General features: G+C 64.1%; 12 protein-coding genes. 8 read left to right on the top strand and 4 right to left on the bottom strand.

The genetic code is table 11. The features are described from left to right. Window positions 1-122 precede the first annotated feature (122 nt). On the bottom strand, window positions 123-1,559 hold the full coding sequence (locus AB4037_RS07905) for an extracellular solute-binding protein (protein ID WP_434958385.1): 1,437 nt from the start codon (window positions 1,557-1,559) through the stop codon (window positions 123-125). A gap of 349 nt (window positions 1,560-1,908) precedes the next feature. On the opposite strand from AB4037_RS07905, the gene AB4037_RS07910 reads away from it, so the two are divergent. Further along, on the top strand, window positions 1,909-3,180 hold the full coding sequence (locus AB4037_RS07910; protein WP_441771119.1) for an ROK family protein: 1,272 nt from the start codon (window positions 1,909-1,911) through the stop codon (window positions 3,178-3,180). A gap of 5 nt (window positions 3,181-3,185) precedes the next feature. Here the strand turns inward: AB4037_RS07910 and AB4037_RS07915 are convergent, their stop codons facing one another. Further along, window positions 3,186-3,965: an SDR family NAD(P)-dependent oxidoreductase gene (locus AB4037_RS07915; protein WP_434958383.1), complete on the bottom strand. Its 780-nt coding sequence runs from the start codon at window positions 3,963-3,965 to the stop codon at window positions 3,186-3,188. Window positions 3,966-4,413: 448 nt separating this feature from the next. Between AB4037_RS07915 and AB4037_RS07920 the strand changes: the two genes are divergently transcribed. From AB4037_RS07920 to AB4037_RS07945, 6 genes are all read left to right on the top strand, one after another. Further along, the gene (locus AB4037_RS07920; RefSeq protein WP_434958382.1) at window positions 4,414-5,247 is read left to right on the top strand and encodes a DeoR/GlpR family DNA-binding transcription regulator; all 834 of its coding nucleotides are present in this window, start codon (window positions 4,414-4,416) and stop codon (window positions 5,245-5,247) included. Between the two features lie 19 nt (window positions 5,248-5,266). Then, window positions 5,267-6,067 (top strand): BtpA/SgcQ family protein, encoded by an 801-nt coding sequence (locus tag AB4037_RS07925; RefSeq protein WP_434958381.1) that lies wholly within the window; start codon window positions 5,267-5,269, stop codon window positions 6,065-6,067. Between the two features lie 193 nt (window positions 6,068-6,260). Next, entirely contained in the window at window positions 6,261-7,760 is a 1,500-nt protein-coding gene (locus AB4037_RS07930; RefSeq protein WP_441771120.1) for an FGGY-family carbohydrate kinase, read from the top strand. After that, window positions 7,757-8,434 carry an HAD family hydrolase gene (locus AB4037_RS07935; RefSeq protein ID WP_441771121.1) on the top strand — a complete coding sequence of 226 codons (678 nt, stop codon included), beginning with the start codon at window positions 7,757-7,759 and terminating at the stop codon, window positions 8,432-8,434. Before AB4037_RS07930 ends, AB4037_RS07935 begins: the two co-directional genes overlap by 4 nt. A 95-nt stretch (window positions 8,435-8,529) precedes the next feature. Beyond that, window positions 8,530-8,850: a hypothetical protein gene (locus tag AB4037_RS07940; RefSeq protein WP_441771122.1), complete on the top strand. Its 321-nt coding sequence runs from the start codon at window positions 8,530-8,532 to the stop codon at window positions 8,848-8,850. 79 nt (window positions 8,851-8,929) lie between these two features. Continuing rightward, on the top strand, window positions 8,930-11,209 hold the full coding sequence (locus AB4037_RS07945; protein ID WP_441771123.1) for a N,N-dimethylformamidase beta subunit family domain-containing protein: 2,280 nt from the start codon (window positions 8,930-8,932) through the stop codon (window positions 11,207-11,209). A gap of 136 nt (window positions 11,210-11,345) precedes the next feature. Here the strand turns inward: AB4037_RS07945 and AB4037_RS07950 are convergent, their stop codons facing one another. Together AB4037_RS07950 and AB4037_RS07955 are read right to left on the bottom strand one after the other, a co-directional pair. Next, the gene (locus AB4037_RS07950; protein ID WP_441771124.1) at window positions 11,346-12,269 is read right to left on the bottom strand and encodes a hypothetical protein; all 924 of its coding nucleotides are present in this window, start codon (window positions 12,267-12,269) and stop codon (window positions 11,346-11,348) included. Between the two features lie 110 nt (window positions 12,270-12,379). After that, window positions 12,380-12,922: a DUF2569 family protein gene (locus AB4037_RS07955; RefSeq protein ID WP_441771125.1), complete on the bottom strand. Its 543-nt coding sequence runs from the start codon at window positions 12,920-12,922 to the stop codon at window positions 12,380-12,382. Between the two features lie 244 nt (window positions 12,923-13,166). Between AB4037_RS07955 and AB4037_RS07960 the strand changes: the two genes are divergently transcribed. Beyond that, window positions 13,167-14,210 carry a LacI family DNA-binding transcriptional regulator gene (locus AB4037_RS07960; RefSeq protein ID WP_441771126.1) on the top strand — a complete coding sequence of 348 codons (1,044 nt, stop codon included), beginning with the start codon at window positions 13,167-13,169 and terminating at the stop codon, window positions 14,208-14,210. Window positions 14,211-14,228 lie beyond the last annotated feature (18 nt).

Consider the following 14,228-nt stretch of genomic DNA (forward strand, 5'->3'; position numbering starts at 1 on the left):
TGAAATTTCGAGGCGGTTGAGCTGTCACCCCACCCCGGACTTCGTCCGACCCTCCCCCTCCAGGGGAGGGTGAAGTGCGGCACGGCCCGCGCGGTGGGAGACCCGGCGGGCCGTGCCCACCCTCACGCGAGCGAGGCGATCAAGGCCTTGGTCGCGTCGAGTGTATCGTCATAGGTGGGTTGCTTGTAGGGGATGAGGAAATTGCCGGTCAGGATGTTGGAGAAGAAGGATTCGGTATCCTTCAGCGCGGCATCCGGCGCGGTGTCGCCCGACAGCACCTTGTTGAGGTTGAGACCGTAAATGCCCTCGAGCGTGGTGTAGACAGGGCAGGGCGGTCGCACGATCTTGCCGTTGCCACGCTTGAGATCGGCGATCTGGGCGGGCAGATAGGGATAGATCTTCAACAGGTCGGCATCCTCGTAGAGCGAGGGGCGAGCGAAGTCCGAGAACTGGTGGCCATATTTGGTATAGAGCGCCATGGCCTTCTGCGTCTTGGCCGAGGTCGCCCATTTGATGAACTTCCAGGCCCCGTCCTTGTTAGCAGTGTTGGAGGGAATGCCGAGGCTGTGGCCGCCGATCGAGACCACCTGGTCCTTGCCGGGGGAGCGGGGCAGGCGGGTGATGCCGAGCTTGTCGGCCACCACCGAATCCTTGCCGGACATGTAGCCGTCCTTGCGGCAGAGATAGGAATAAGGCGTCCACCAATAGAACATGCCGACATCGCCCTTGGCGAAGCGCATGCCGGCGTCGAACCAATTGTAGCCGATCGCCTCGGGCGGGGAGTTCTTGTAGAGCTCGAGGAAGAGCTTGAGCGCCTCGACATTCTCCGGCGTGTTGATGGTGGGCGTGAAGTCCCACTGGCCGGTGGGGAACTGCTTGAACCAGCGCACGCCGGAGCTCGCGGCGAGCTGGGTATACATGTGCACGATGGGCGCGGGCTGCTGGCCGGCGAGCACGGTGCCCGCCATCTTCTTGCCGTCGAACTCCTTGCCGTTGAGCTTCTTGACGATGTCGAGATAGTCGCTCCAGCTCCAGGAGCCGTCCTCGGGGATCTTCACGCCGGCGGACTCGACGAAGTCCTTGCGATAGAGCACGCACTGGCCATAGGTCGCCACCGGCAGCGTGCCGACCTGCCCGCGCCAGGTGTTCATGGAGTAGAGCACCTCAGGCACGAAATCCTTGATGTCGGTGTCCTTGTCCGCCTTGATGAAATCGTTGAGCGGCAGGATCCAGCGGCTTTCCAGATATTGGCCGAGCCACATCTGGTCGACGGAGATGACGTCGGCGTCGGGCTGGTTGGAGATGAAGGAAGAAGTGAGGCGGGCCTGCAGGGCTTCCAGCGAGATACTTTCGATCTGTAGCTCGATGCCGGTCTCCTGCTTGAACTGATCGGCGAGGCCCTGGATGGCATAGTAGAAGGGGTCGCCCGCCAGCAGCACCCGCAAGGTCTTGCCCTGTGCGGAGGCGCGCCCGGAATTCAGGCCCAGGGCGGCGGCGCCTGCAAAGGCAGCCGTGCTGCGAAGCAAGGCGCGGCGCGAGATCTCAGGTGTCGTAACCATGCTCGTTCTCTCCTCTGATGTCGGTCTGGTGGTGCAGTTCTTGTTGTTGCGAGGTCGGGTCAGGCCAATGGCCCTGCCGCCTCGGTTGATTGCTTGAACGCTGACCAGTTGGGAGCACCTGGACGAATGCCCCTCATAATGACCGGTTGTATCCCGCCGGTTTCTCTAATATGTTTGATGCTCACACAAACTAACTATATCGTCAAGACGAAGCCTTGCGATTATGGGCGGGATGCGCGGGAAACCATGGGGGACATTCCGGCGCGCTGGCACTAAGACTGGGCGAGCAATTCGTTTTCCTGCAACGACCGTCGGTCCTCGCAGGCATTTCAGTTCGGGACTGGCGGCCATGGCGTCCGAAGATAGGTTTTCGTCCGATGGCGAACGCGGCGGCCTGGCCGCGCTGAACGACTTGTTCGACGATACGCCTCGCCTCGAGACCCGGCGGCAGGGCTTGATTTCCTCGACCTCCATCGGCCTCGCCAATCGCGGCCGCGTCCTCCAGGTCCTGTTCGATCTCGGCCCGACCAGTCGTGCCGACCTGGCCAGGCATGTCGGGGTCAACCGCGCCACCATCACCGGCATCATCCAACCCCTGATCGACCAGGGTATGCTGGTGGAAGGCGAGCCTCTGCCCTCGAAGGAGGGCGGTGGCAAGCCGGCGCGACCGATCTGGTTTTCCGAGGACGCCGCCCCGATCTGCGCGGTCTTGCTCATGCATGACGGCGTGCATTGCTGCCTGGTGTCGCTGGACGGCACCATCGCGGCGGAAGTCCGGGCCCCCTTCCCTGAGGATCCCGCGACGGTGGAGCCCCTGATCGACATCGTGTTCGATTGCGTCGGGCAGGTCCTCGATCTTGCCCATCGTGCGCCGCTCGGCATCGGCGTGGCGGCAGGCGGCATGATCGACACCGATACCGGCACGATCGTCGCGGTCAATCTGGCGCCTCTGCTGGACGGCTTTCCCCTCGGTCCCACTCTGGCGCGCCGATTCGGCCTGCCGGTGCGCGTCGATCATCATCCCAGAGCCCTCCTGGTCGGCGATCGCTGGTTCGGCATCGGGCGTGGCAAGCGCAATTTCGCGGTGATCTATACTGGGGACGTGCTGGGCGGCGCCATCTTCCTGGACGGCCATCTCTATCGCGGGCCGGCGGGGGCCGGCGGGGAGCTCGGCCACACCTTCGTCCAGGTGGATGGCACGACTTGCCGCTGCGGACGCAGGGGGTGCTGGGAGACGATCGCCACTGTGGGCTGGCTGCGCGGACAGGCCCGGCAACGCCATCTTCCCTCGCCCGATACCCTGGATTCGCGCAGCCTCGCCGCGCTGGCGGCGGAGAATGGCGGTGCGGCAGCCGGCCTCCTCGATCTCTATGCCCGCAACATCGCCATCGGCATCGCCAATCTGCAGCAGACCATGGCACCGAATTTCTTCGTGCTGCATGGCGATGTCGTCGGTGCCGGCGCGGCCCTGCTGGCGGCGATCACCGCTCATGTGCGTGACCTCGTGCCATGGCGCCCTGGCAACGATATCCAACTCGTCATGGGGGACCTCGAAGACCGGGCGGCGCTAAAAGGGGCCGCCGGCTTGATTCTCTCTGAGTTGCTGCATTTCGCGCTGTGACGGCCTCAGCCCATATAGACGCCGCCGGTAACGTTCACGGCCTGACCGGTCATGAAGGCGGCGCCTTCCGAGGCGAGGAAGGCGACGAGAGGCGCGATGTCCTCCGGCGTCTCGATGCGCCCGAGCGGGGTCTGCGCGATATAGTCCGCCGCCACGGCCTCTGCCGTGATGCCCCGGAGCTTGGCCTCCCACTCGATCTCGCGCTCCTGCATCGAGGTGCGCACGAAGCCGGGGCAGACGCAGTTGACTCGGATGCCGTGCGGCGCCATCTCGCGGGCGATCGCCTGGGTCCAGCCGACGACGGCAAATTTACTGGCCGAATAATGCGCCAGCAGCGGCGCGCCGACCTTGCCGGCTAATGAGGCTGTATTGACGATCGTGCCCTTGCGGCCCGCTTCGAGGAAATGGCGCACGGCGGTCTGGTTGGTCAGGAAGATGCCGCGAATGTTGACGTCGAAATTGAAGTCCCATTCCTCGTCGGTGAGATCGACCACCTTGTTCATGGTGGAGACACCGGCATTGCCGATCAGGAGGTCATAGCCGTCCCAATCCTGTGCGACTGCCGAGAAGGCCGCCTCGACCGAAGCGCGCTTGCGCACGTCGATGGCGATGCCGCGATGATCGGTGCCCAGGCTGGACGCCAGCTCCGACGCCCGCTTCCCGTCGAGATCGGCCACGGCGATCCTGACGCCCAGGCCGGCCAGGTGGCGGGCGATCGCCGCACCGATGCCGGAGGCGCCGCCCGTTACGATTGCCCGTTTTCCGGCCAGGTCCTGCATCGACATGTTCCCGCTTCTGAGTAGATTTCGAACATATTGAAACACAATCGAGCGTTATCGCACAAGTGTAAATGTTGGCATCATGAATGCCGATTGCCATGAAAACGGAGGAGAGGCGCGAACGTCGAGTCGCCGCGGGATGCTGTCCGTCATTTTGGGCGGTGATTGAGCGCAAATAATCACCAGATGGTCGAAACCCTCCCTTGTGGACAAGTTTTGGCGGGTTACCCTGGCGGTGAGGCAGCCTTGGTGTGGCCGCGCGCTCCTATGTGAGCCTTGCCGGTTGGGTCTGTGCTTATCGGCGGAAAATTCCTGCGCTTTGTGCAGATGGGGCTTGCTACCTGATCGAAGATGTTACATCTTGTGATCGAATATGTTCGATTTCGTCATAGTGCATGCTGCCTTTGTGGGCGCTACAAGGGCAATCTGAATGCAGCTGAACATGGCGAAGAGAATGCAGATGACGCCCGTGATGACGAATGCTTCCCGGATCCCGGCAACGGCGCGGCGCGACAGGCTGATCCAGATGATCGGCCAGCGCCGCTACATCAACGTATCCGATGCGGCGGCGGAGCTTCAGGTTTCGGAAATGACGATCAGGCGCGACCTCGACCGCCTTGCCGAAAGCGGGTTGATCAGCAGGGACCATGGCGGGGCGACGGCGCGGGCACCCGAGACGGCGTTCGACGCCGAGGAACCCGCCTTCGAGGTCCGCGGACGGCGCCAGGCCGATGCCAAGGAGAAGATCGCGCGCGCGGCAGCAAGCTTCGTGCAGCCAGGGCAGACTATCGGCATCGACACCGGCAGTACCACCCATCGCTTCGCCCGCGAACTGCTCGACCGGCCCGGGCTCAGGTTATTCTGCAGCAATCTGCGCACGGCAGGGCTGCTGGCCAATGGCAAGAGCCCGGTCTACGCCCTCGGTGGGCTGATCCGTCCGCACGAGTTTTCCGTATGCGGGCCGATGGCGAGCTCGCAGCTCTCGACCTTGTGGCTCGACGCCGTTTTCCTGGGTGTCTCCGGCATCACGGCGCAGGGTATTTTCGACTACACGCTCGAAGATGCCGAGATCAAGCGCGCCTTCATGGAGCGCTCCCGCCAGGTGGTGGTGCTGTGCGATTCTTCCAAGTTCGACCACCGCTCCCTCGTGCAGGTCGGCCCTTACGGGCAGATCCACGTCCTCGTCACCGACGCCGCCTTGCCCGAACACCTCGCCGAGCCCCTCGATCGGGCCGGTGTCCAGGTCGTTGTCGCCGGGCAGGAGGCGCCGGCTTTCTCAGAACCTTAAGTTTCGACAGGAGTTATCGATGGTTTTCGACTTCCTCGGCCCCCGCCGCAAGGCCGTGATCGCGATGGTGCATATCGGCGCGCTGCCCGGCGCCCCGCTCTTCGATGCGAAGGGCGGCGTGAACAAGCTCATCGACGATGCCGCAAGGGATATCGAGAACCTGCAGGACAATGGCGTGCATGCCGTCATGTTCGGCAATGAGAATGACCGGCCCTATCGCTTCAAGGCTCCGATCGAATCCGCGGCGGCGATGACGGCGATCGTCACCGCGCTCAAGCCGCTGCTCAAGGTGCCGTTCGGCGTGAACTATCTGTGGGACCCCACCGCCTCGGTGGCGATCGCAGGGGCGACCGGTGCCTCCTTCGCCCGCGAGATCTTCACCGGTCTGTTCGCCTCCGACATGGGATTGTGGCAGCCCAACGCCGCCGATGCCCACAAGCTGCGCCGCGAAGTCGGCCGTCCGGACCTCAAGCTGCTCTACAACATCAATGCCGAATTCGCCTCCTCGCTGGATAGCCGGCCGATCGAGCTGCGCGCCCGCAGCGCCGTGTTCTCCTCTCTTGCCGACGCCATCCTGGTCTCCGGCCCGCTCACCGGCCAGCCGGCTGCCGCAGCGGACCTGAAGAAGGTGGCCGAGACGGTCAAGGATGTCCCTGTCTTCGCCAATACCGGCGTCAACATCGACAATGTCGCCGACGTTTTGTCGGTGGCCTCCGGCGTGATCATCGGCACCCATTTCAAGATCGACGGCAATACCTGGAACGCCGTCGATCCGGCACGGGTGAAGCGCTTCATGGACAAGGTGGCGCCGCTGGCGTGATCCCTGGGAGCGCGGACTTCGCAGCGACATGCATGCGTGTCGCGATGCCCGCTCTTGCACCGCCACTCTAGCAAAACGGGTAGATGCGGGCCTCAACCGCCGAATCTACCCGTTTTGCAAATGAATCGTCTCCAAGAGCGGACACCGCGACATGCAAGCATGTCGCTGAGATGTCCGCGCTCAAGGTTTTTCCATGCCCTGCGTCCTCGGCCTCGACATTGGCACGACCTCCACCATCGGCATCCTGATCCGCTTGCCCGGCGATGTGCTCGGCCTCACCTCCCGTCCCGTAACGCTGCGCTCGCCTCATGCCGGCTGGGCGGAGGAGGATCCGAACCAGTGGTGGGAGAATGCCTGTGCCATCACCCGCGAGTTGATTGCCACGAGCGGCATCGCGCCTGACGAGATCCATGCCGTCGGCGTCACCGGCATGCTCCCGGCCGTGGTGCTGCTGGACGGGGATGGCAATCTGATCCGCCCGAGCATCCAGCAGAGCGACGGGCGCTGCGGGGAGGAGGTTGCCGAGCTTGCCGCGGAGATCGCGGAGGACGCCTTCCTGGCCCGGGCCGGCAACGGCATCAACCAGCAATTGGTGACGGCCAAGCTGCGCTGGCTCGAGAAACACGAGCCGGATGGCTTTGCGCGCATCGCCACCGTGTTCGGCTCCTACGACTATATCAATTGGCGCCTGACCGGGGTGAGGGCGGTCGAGCAGAACTGGGCGCTCGAAGCCGGCTTCACCGATCTTTCCACCCAGGACATCGCCGATGACCTGGTAGCGCTCGCGCATATCCCGCGCAGCGCCGTGCCGCCGCGCAGGCTATCCCACCAGATTCTCGGCTCGGTGACGCAGGAGGCGGCGGCAGCCACCGGCCTCAACGCCGGAACGCCCGTGGTGGGCGGGGCGGCCGACCATATCGCCTCCGCCCTGTGCGCCGGCGTGGTGGCGCCCGGCGACGTGCTCCTGAAGTTCGGCGGCTCGGCGGACGTGCTGATCGCCTCCGACAAGGTGACGCCGGATCCGCGCATGTATCTCGACTACCATCTGGTGCCGGGGCTTTACGTGCCCAATGGCTGCATGGCGACCGGCGGTTCCGGGCTCAACTGGTTTGCGGCAACCTTCGCGGGCGGAGAGCGCGAGGCGGCTGCCCGGGAGGGCCTCAGCCTGCACCAGCATCTCGACCGGCTCGCTGCCAACATTCCGGCCGGGGCCGAAGGCGTTGCCGTGCTGCCCTATTTCCTCGGCGAGAAGACGCCGATCCACGACCCCGTCATCCGCGGCGCCTTTTCAGGCCTCAGCCTGGCGACCGGCCTTCCCCATCTCTGGCGTGCCTTGCTCGAGGCCTATGCCTACGCTATCCGCCATCATGTCGAGACTTTGAACGACATGGGGCACGCCACCACCAATTACCTGGTTTCGGATGGCGGTTCGAACAGCGCGATCTGGATGCAGATCGTCGCCGACGTGCTGCAGGTCCCCCTGCAGCGTCTCAACGGCCATCCCGGTTCCTGCCTCGGCGCGGCCTGGACGGCGGCCATCGGGGCGGGGCTTGCCTCGGAATGGCCTGAAGTCTCGCGTTTCATCAGCCTGCGCGACCGGATCGAGCCGAATGCGCAGAACAAGGCAGTCTATGAAGCGGGGTACCGGGCCTTCCGAGGCCTCTATCGCCGGCTTCGTGAGGAGGATGTATGAGAATCGAGGCCATCGCCTGGGACATCGACGGCACGCTGGTGGACAGCGAGCCGCTGCACCAGGAGGCGCTCAACGCCATCAGCCACGATCTCGGCATCGACATGTCGGACCTGCATGACGACCGTTTCCGCGGCATCCATATGGGCGATGTCTGGCGCATGCTGGAGAGCCGCATGCCGGCCGGGGTCACGGAAGAAAGCTGGGGCACGTCAATCGTCGACTATTACATCGCCCGTGCCCACACGCTGAAACCCTTGCCGGGCGTGCTCGATCTCGTGCGCCGCTTCGCTGCCGCCGGTATCCGGCAGGCCTGCGTCTCCAATTCGAGCCGCCGCGTGGTCGATGCCAATCTCGCCGGGCTCGGCATCCTGCCTTTCATCGACTTCTCGATCAGCCTCGATGATGTCGCCAAGGGCAAGCCCGATCCCGAACCCTATGCGACGGCATGCCGGAGACTTGGAGCTTTGCCGGCTCATGTTCTCGGCGTCGAAGACAGCCATACGGGTTTCGCCTCGGCCAAGGCTGCGGGCCTCGTCACCGCCTTCCATACCGTCGGCGGCAATGCGCCTGCAGGCGCCGACATCGTCTTCTCCGATATGCACGATCTCGGGGCCTTCGTGCTCGCGCCGGCCGCTTCGGCCGTTCCATCAGGAGCAAAGCGCGTTCAGGTGTGAATGCTCTTTGCTCTCGCTCTTTGGTCCGACGCGTCTTTGCGATTTGACGTGATTCAATCAAATCGCAAAACACTTTTGCCCGTGAAGGCAGTGCCATGGTCTACAAGATCGATCCCCACGCGGACCGTCAGTATATCGAGGAATTCCGCCGCTGCCCGATCGGGCGCCACAGCCCCGGCCTGCAGCGCATGCTGCACATCATGCGCCAGGACCCTTCGGGCAGCCAGGTGATCCTGTTCTGCCGCAAGCCCTTCCAGGAATGGGTGCTCGCCACGATGCCGCCGGACCGGCGCGATCCGATCGTTTACGAGGACGAGCCTGTCTTCACCAGCCGCGAAGAGGCGGAATGGGAGATCTTCCGCCGGCGCTGGCGCCTGCTCACCGGTGAGAGCATCAACCTGCCGTTCCGGGACTGAGGCGCGTTTCCCTTCTCCCGCAAGGGGAGAAGGCTCTTGCGCCCCAACACGATAACAAAGCCATCCGAGAGCCCACGCCATGCTGAAAATCACCGGCTATCCCGACCGCTATTCAGTCGCCCCGGGCGAGACCATCGCCTTCAAGATCTCGCTCGAGGAAGGGCACGACTTCGAAGCCCGGCTGGTGCGCGTGCGGCATGGCGATTGCAATCCCGAGGGACCGGGCTTGAAGTTTCCGCATGTGCCGACCGCCATCGACGGGCGCCACCCAGGCCAGCCCCAGCGCATCGATGCCGGTTCCTACATGCAGGCGGACGGCGTGCCGGCACTTGGGAGCGCCCCGTTCACCTTCTTCGCCATGCTCTGGCCGACCCTGCCGTCCCGCGGGCCGCAGACCATCGCGGCGCAATGGGACCCGGTCACGCAACGCGGTTTTCGTATCCAGATGAAGGAAGGTGGCCGCCTCGCCGTCATCGTGGGTGATGGTCCGGGCCGGCAGGCCGAATTCGCCCTGCGCGACGGCATGCTGGTGCGCCAATGGTATGCCGTCGCTGTCGCCTTCGAGCCTGTTACCGGCCGCATCATGCTCTCCCAGCGCCCGGTGAAGCCCTATGCCCATGTTTTCGATACAGGCTTTGAGGAAGCCAGCCTGAAGGTGCCGCTCCCCCCCGTCGAGGCGCCCTTCCTGCTGGCCGGCTGCCATCAGGCCGACGGCACGGTGGCCGAGCATTTCGACGGCAAGATCGACGGGCCCGTTCTCTTGGCCGGTTTCCATGCCCCCGAGGAACATCAGGCACTGCTGCTGTCGCCCCAGCCGGCGGCTCTGGAGGCCAAGGTCATCGCGCAATGGGATTTTGCCCGCGAGATCGGCTCGACCAAGGCTGTCGATATCGGGCCCTCGCATCATCACGGCGAGCTCTTCCATCTGCCGACCCGCGGCATGAAGGGGTGGAACTGGACCGGCGAGGAGCATGACTTCAACCGCAAGTCCGAGCATTATGGTGCCATCCACTTCCATCACGACGATCTCTACGATGCGGGTTGGGAGACCTCCGTCAGCCTCGTCATTCCCGAAGAGCTGAAGAGCGGCCCCTATGCGCTGCACGTCACCTGCGGCGACAGCGACGAGACGGTGACGCGCGAAAACTACATCGCCTTCTTCGTGCGCCCGCCGCGCCGGTGTGCCCAAGGTTCACGGCCCCTGGGTTCGCGCCCAAAACTCGCCATGCTGGCCCCCACGGCCTCCTACATGGCCTATGCCAATCATGGCGAGCACATCACCGCGCGCGGCGCCGAACTCGCCATGAACCGCCTCCTCACCTTCGGCCATTCCGACGTCTATCTCTACGAGCATCCCGAGCTCGGCGGCTCGCTCTATGACTGCCATGCCGATGGCTCGGGCGTGCACTATTCGAGCCGCCTCAGACCCGTGCTCAATTTCTCGCCGCGTTACCACTCCTGGCTCGGAGGGCATGGCTCTGCCCTCTACCAGTACAATGCCGATACCCATCTCTATGACTGGCTCGACCATCGGGGCGTCGACTACGACGTCATCACCGACGAGGACCTGCACGAGGACGGCTACGAACTGCTGCGGGACTACCAGGTGGTGATCACCGGCACGCATCCCGAATATCATTCCACCAGGATGTGGGATGCGATGAAGGCCTGGATCGATCGTGGCGGCCGGCTGATGTATATGGGCGGCAATGGCTGGTACTGGCGCATCGCCTATCACCAGACCCTGCCGGGCGTGATCGAGCTGCGCCGGGCCGAGGATGGCATCCGCACCTGGATCGCCGAGCCGGGCGAATACTACCAGTCCTTCAACGGCGAATATGGCGGTCTGTGGCGTCGCATCGGCCGGGCGCCTAACGTAATCTGCGGCGTCGGCTTCATCGCGCAGGGCTTCGACGTCTCCAGCCCCTATCGCCGCGCGCCCGACGCCGACAATCCCCGCGCGGCCTTCATCTTCGAGGGGGTGCCGGACGAGATCATCGGCGATTTCGGCCTGATCGGCGGCGGAGCGGCGGGCATCGAGCTCGATTGCCTGGCCACGGATCTCGGCTCGCCGCCCAACATGCTGCGGCTGGCTTCCTCGGTCGATCATTCGCCAATGATGCTGCTGGTCAACGAGGAGTTCGGCGTGGTGCCGCCCAATATCGGCGGCGACACCAATCCGCGCGTGCATGCCGATCTTGCCTTCGGCGAGACGCCGTCAGGCGGCGCGCTGTTCGCGACCTCGTCGATCGCCTGGTGCGGCTCGCTCAGCCACAACAACTACGACAACAACGTCTCCAGGATCACCTGGAACGTCCTGAAGCGCTTCCTGGAAGACGAGCCCTTCGCGGTGGCGTGAGGGGCGCAGAATGAAACGCGTCGGGCCTTCCCCACTTCGTGGAGAAGGCTTTCCGCGTTTTTTCTTGCGGGGCTACAGTGAACCTTCCCAGGCCGAGATGGGCCTCAGCCTCTACCGGAAAAAAGCCTGCCGCTCCCTACTTCCCATAGGTCGCGGTGATCGATCCGTCCGGGAACAGGGTCCCGGGCGATACGCCGCCGACCATGGCGCGGAAGAGGTCCTCGACGCCCACCGGCTGCGGCAGCTTGATGCCAAGATAAAACGGCTTGGTGGCCTTGGGCAGCTCCATCATGGCGGCGATCGTTTCCTCGGTGCTTTCCTTCGGCACCCCGAGCAGGCTGAGCGTGAGCCGCATCCAGGTCGCGCCCTGTTGCTTGAGTTCGGCGAGGCGGGCCGCCGGGTCCGGTGAGCCCTTGAGCAGGGAGAGCGCGAGTGGCATGGCGACCAGCCTCTGGATCTCGCCGTCCTCGTCATGCAGGTTGAATTCCAGCGATTTCAGCGCTGTCCGCATGACCACATCTTGCGGCGACCAGCTCTTCAGCATGGGCTCGATCCGGGCAAGCTCGACGGAAAGAGAGAGGGCGCCATGCGAGGTGTTGAAGGTGAGGGCGTTGACCTTGAGGGCATCCTTGGGCACATCGCGTTCATAGTCGAGCGACAGGGCCATCGGTGGTGCCGTCAGCTGCTGCACATAGGAAAAAACCGGGTCGCCTGCCACGGCCCCCGACACGCGTATGCCGCTGAGCGAGATGCGCATGGCGAGCGGCATCTTGTCCGCTCCGGCCGGATCGGGTTCGATCCTGTCGAGATCGATGGTGTCGATGCTCCAGCGGACATGGCCCTGTTCGAGAACGCTGTCGGTATAGAGGCAGCCGCCATTGGATTTGGCGCTGACCTTGCCGATCTTGGGAAGGGGAACGTCCAGTTTGGCGAGATTGGCGATGAAGTCGCGGCAGCGCTGCTCGCCGGCCGGAGGGGCTTCCTGAGCCTGGGCTGCCACCGCGGACAGGAGCCAGGGCGCCAGCAGGATGGGCCAGTAAGGACGTTGCTTCATCGACATGGTTTCTCCTCAGCTCAGATAAGCCCTGCCGGTAGTCGCTTGGGCACGGTTGGCTTTTGGCGCAATGGCTCGGATTGAAAACGCAGGTGGCGGGGGCAATCGTTCCCGCCTCACGAGAATATCTCCCCAAGGTGCCTGTCGGCCTCCGCCTGCTGCGATCGGAACGTGTTGGCCACCCGCCGGGAGCGCCGGAAATAGGCGATCCAGATCAGGCAGATGGCGATGTTGAAGGCCAGGATCCAATAATCCTGGGAACCGGCCTGCTGGAGGATGCCTTCCAGGGCTCGATTGATAAAGAAATCCAGGAAACCGAACATGAATTCCATCGCGTAATAGATGATCATCCATCTCGGCGTCTGGGGTGAGCGTTTCAGCATCAGAGAGAGGCAATAGGCGGCAAGAGCGCCCCTGGCGACCGATGTGAAGGCGTAAGCGAGAAGCGGCAGCCGGGCGGCCTCGAAGCGCCCGTCCACCGCACCACCGACATTGGGGCCGAGCAGGTCCCAGCCGGTCAGCATGGAATAGACTTCATAGACCGAATAGAACGGCGTGATGACGATATCCAGCAAGGGCAGAACGAGCCAGCCGCCGATGCCCACCGGCCCGACGACCGGCGGCAATGAATCTGGCCTATGCTCGCCTGCGATGCTCATAGGTTGCCGCCACCGCCCTTTCCACCAGATCCTCCGTCCATAGCATCGGCGTCGGGTTCGCCCAAGTGACCTGGGTTACCAATACGAGGACGCATGCCAGTTGCCCGCCCAAATGCCTCCTGGGCTGGCTCTGCCCGGAAGAGAGCCCGTGGGTAGGCACCTCCGCCATTCCCAACACAGCATCGCTTGACATTTTCCAAAACGTTTTGGATCTTACTCAAAACGTTTTTGATGAGAAAAAATAGTGAGCGAAACGTCGCGTGCAATTGGGCTCAAGGAGCTCGCCAGGGTGCTCGGCCTGTCGGTGCCGACGGTTTCGCGCGCCCTCGGCGGCTATTCCGACGTTTCCGAAAAGACCCGTGAACGCGTGGTTCAGGCTGCGCGTGAGCATGGCTATGTCGCCAGCCGCGCCGGGCGCATGCTGGTCTCGGGGCGCTCCAATGCCATCGGCATGATGCTGCCGCAGCCGGCGGGACAGATCACCGATGCCTTCGTCGGCGAGTTTCTCCTCGGCCTGGCCGACAGCCTTGCCGAACTTGGACGTGATCTCTTCCTGGCCGCCAGCTCTCAGAGCCGTGACGAGCTGCAATTGTTGCGCCACATGGTAGACGGTTCGCAGGCCGACGGCCTCGTCATCAATCGCCTGACCGTCGACGATGCCCGGGCGCGCGTGCTCATCGCACGGCGCATTCCCTTTGTCGCCCATGGCCGGTTGATCGAGGCACCAGGTCCTTATTCCTGGCTCGATACCGATGGCGAGAAGGCGTTGGATGGCCTGGCGCGCCGGCTGGTCTCCCTTGGCCACCGGCGCTTCGCTCTGCTCATGCCCGATGTCGCCTATACCTTTGCCCATTTCCGCAGCCTCGGCCTGGAGGGGGCCCTGAACGAGCTCGGTCTGCCGCTGCGGCCTGATCATGTCGCCAAGGTGGCTCCCAATGATCGCGACGGTGCGCATGACGAGGCGCGCGCCCTGCTTTCGCTCGATCCCCGGCCGACGGCGGTGATCGCATTGACCGACCAGCTCGCCTTCGCCGTGCTCGATGTCGCCCGCGAACTCGGCCTGCGCGTACCGGAAGACCTGTCGGTCGTCGGCTTCGACAATGTGCCGATGGCTGCCTACGCCAATCCGCCACTCACCACCTTCGACCAGAACATCCGGGAGAGCGGCCGCATCGCCGGCGACATGGTGGTGGCACGGATAGAGCTGGGCGAAGCCGGCATCAGGACCCTGCTGCTGGAACCGAAGCTGGAGCTTCGGGCCAGCCATGGCCCCGCGCCCGTCGACTGAGCGGCGGGGCCGAGCCGG

The sequence above is a fragment of the Labrys sp. KB_33_2 genome (assembly GCF_052114505.1).
In the GTDB taxonomy this organism is placed as follows: domain Bacteria; phylum Pseudomonadota; class Alphaproteobacteria; order Rhizobiales; family Labraceae; genus Labrys.

Bases quoted from the DNA above. Each gene is read 5' to 3' on its own strand.
- AB4037_RS07905 (WP_434958385.1), bottom strand. From the start codon at position 1,559: ATGGTTACGACACCTGAGATCTCGCGCCGCGCCTTGCTTCGCAGCACG.
- AB4037_RS07910 (WP_441771119.1), top strand. From the start codon at position 1,909: ATGGCGTCCGAAGATAGGTTTTCGTCCGATGGCGAACGCGGCGGCCTG.
- AB4037_RS07915 (WP_434958383.1), bottom strand. From the start codon at position 3,965: ATGTCGATGCAGGACCTGGCCGGAAAACGGGCAATCGTAACGGGCGGC.
- AB4037_RS07920 (WP_434958382.1), top strand. From the start codon at position 4,414: ATGCAGATGACGCCCGTGATGACGAATGCTTCCCGGATCCCGGCAACG.
- AB4037_RS07925 (WP_434958381.1), top strand. From the start codon at position 5,267: ATGGTTTTCGACTTCCTCGGCCCCCGCCGCAAGGCCGTGATCGCGATG.
- AB4037_RS07930 (WP_441771120.1), top strand. From the start codon at position 6,261: ATGCCCTGCGTCCTCGGCCTCGACATTGGCACGACCTCCACCATCGGC.
- AB4037_RS07935 (WP_441771121.1), top strand. From the start codon at position 7,757: ATGAGAATCGAGGCCATCGCCTGGGACATCGACGGCACGCTGGTGGAC.
- AB4037_RS07940 (WP_441771122.1), top strand. From the start codon at position 8,530: ATGGTCTACAAGATCGATCCCCACGCGGACCGTCAGTATATCGAGGAA.
- AB4037_RS07945 (WP_441771123.1), top strand. From the start codon at position 8,930: ATGCTGAAAATCACCGGCTATCCCGACCGCTATTCAGTCGCCCCGGGC.
- AB4037_RS07950 (WP_441771124.1), bottom strand. From the start codon at position 12,269: ATGTCGATGAAGCAACGTCCTTACTGGCCCATCCTGCTGGCGCCCTGG.
- AB4037_RS07955 (WP_441771125.1), bottom strand. From the start codon at position 12,922: ATGAGCATCGCAGGCGAGCATAGGCCAGATTCATTGCCGCCGGTCGTC.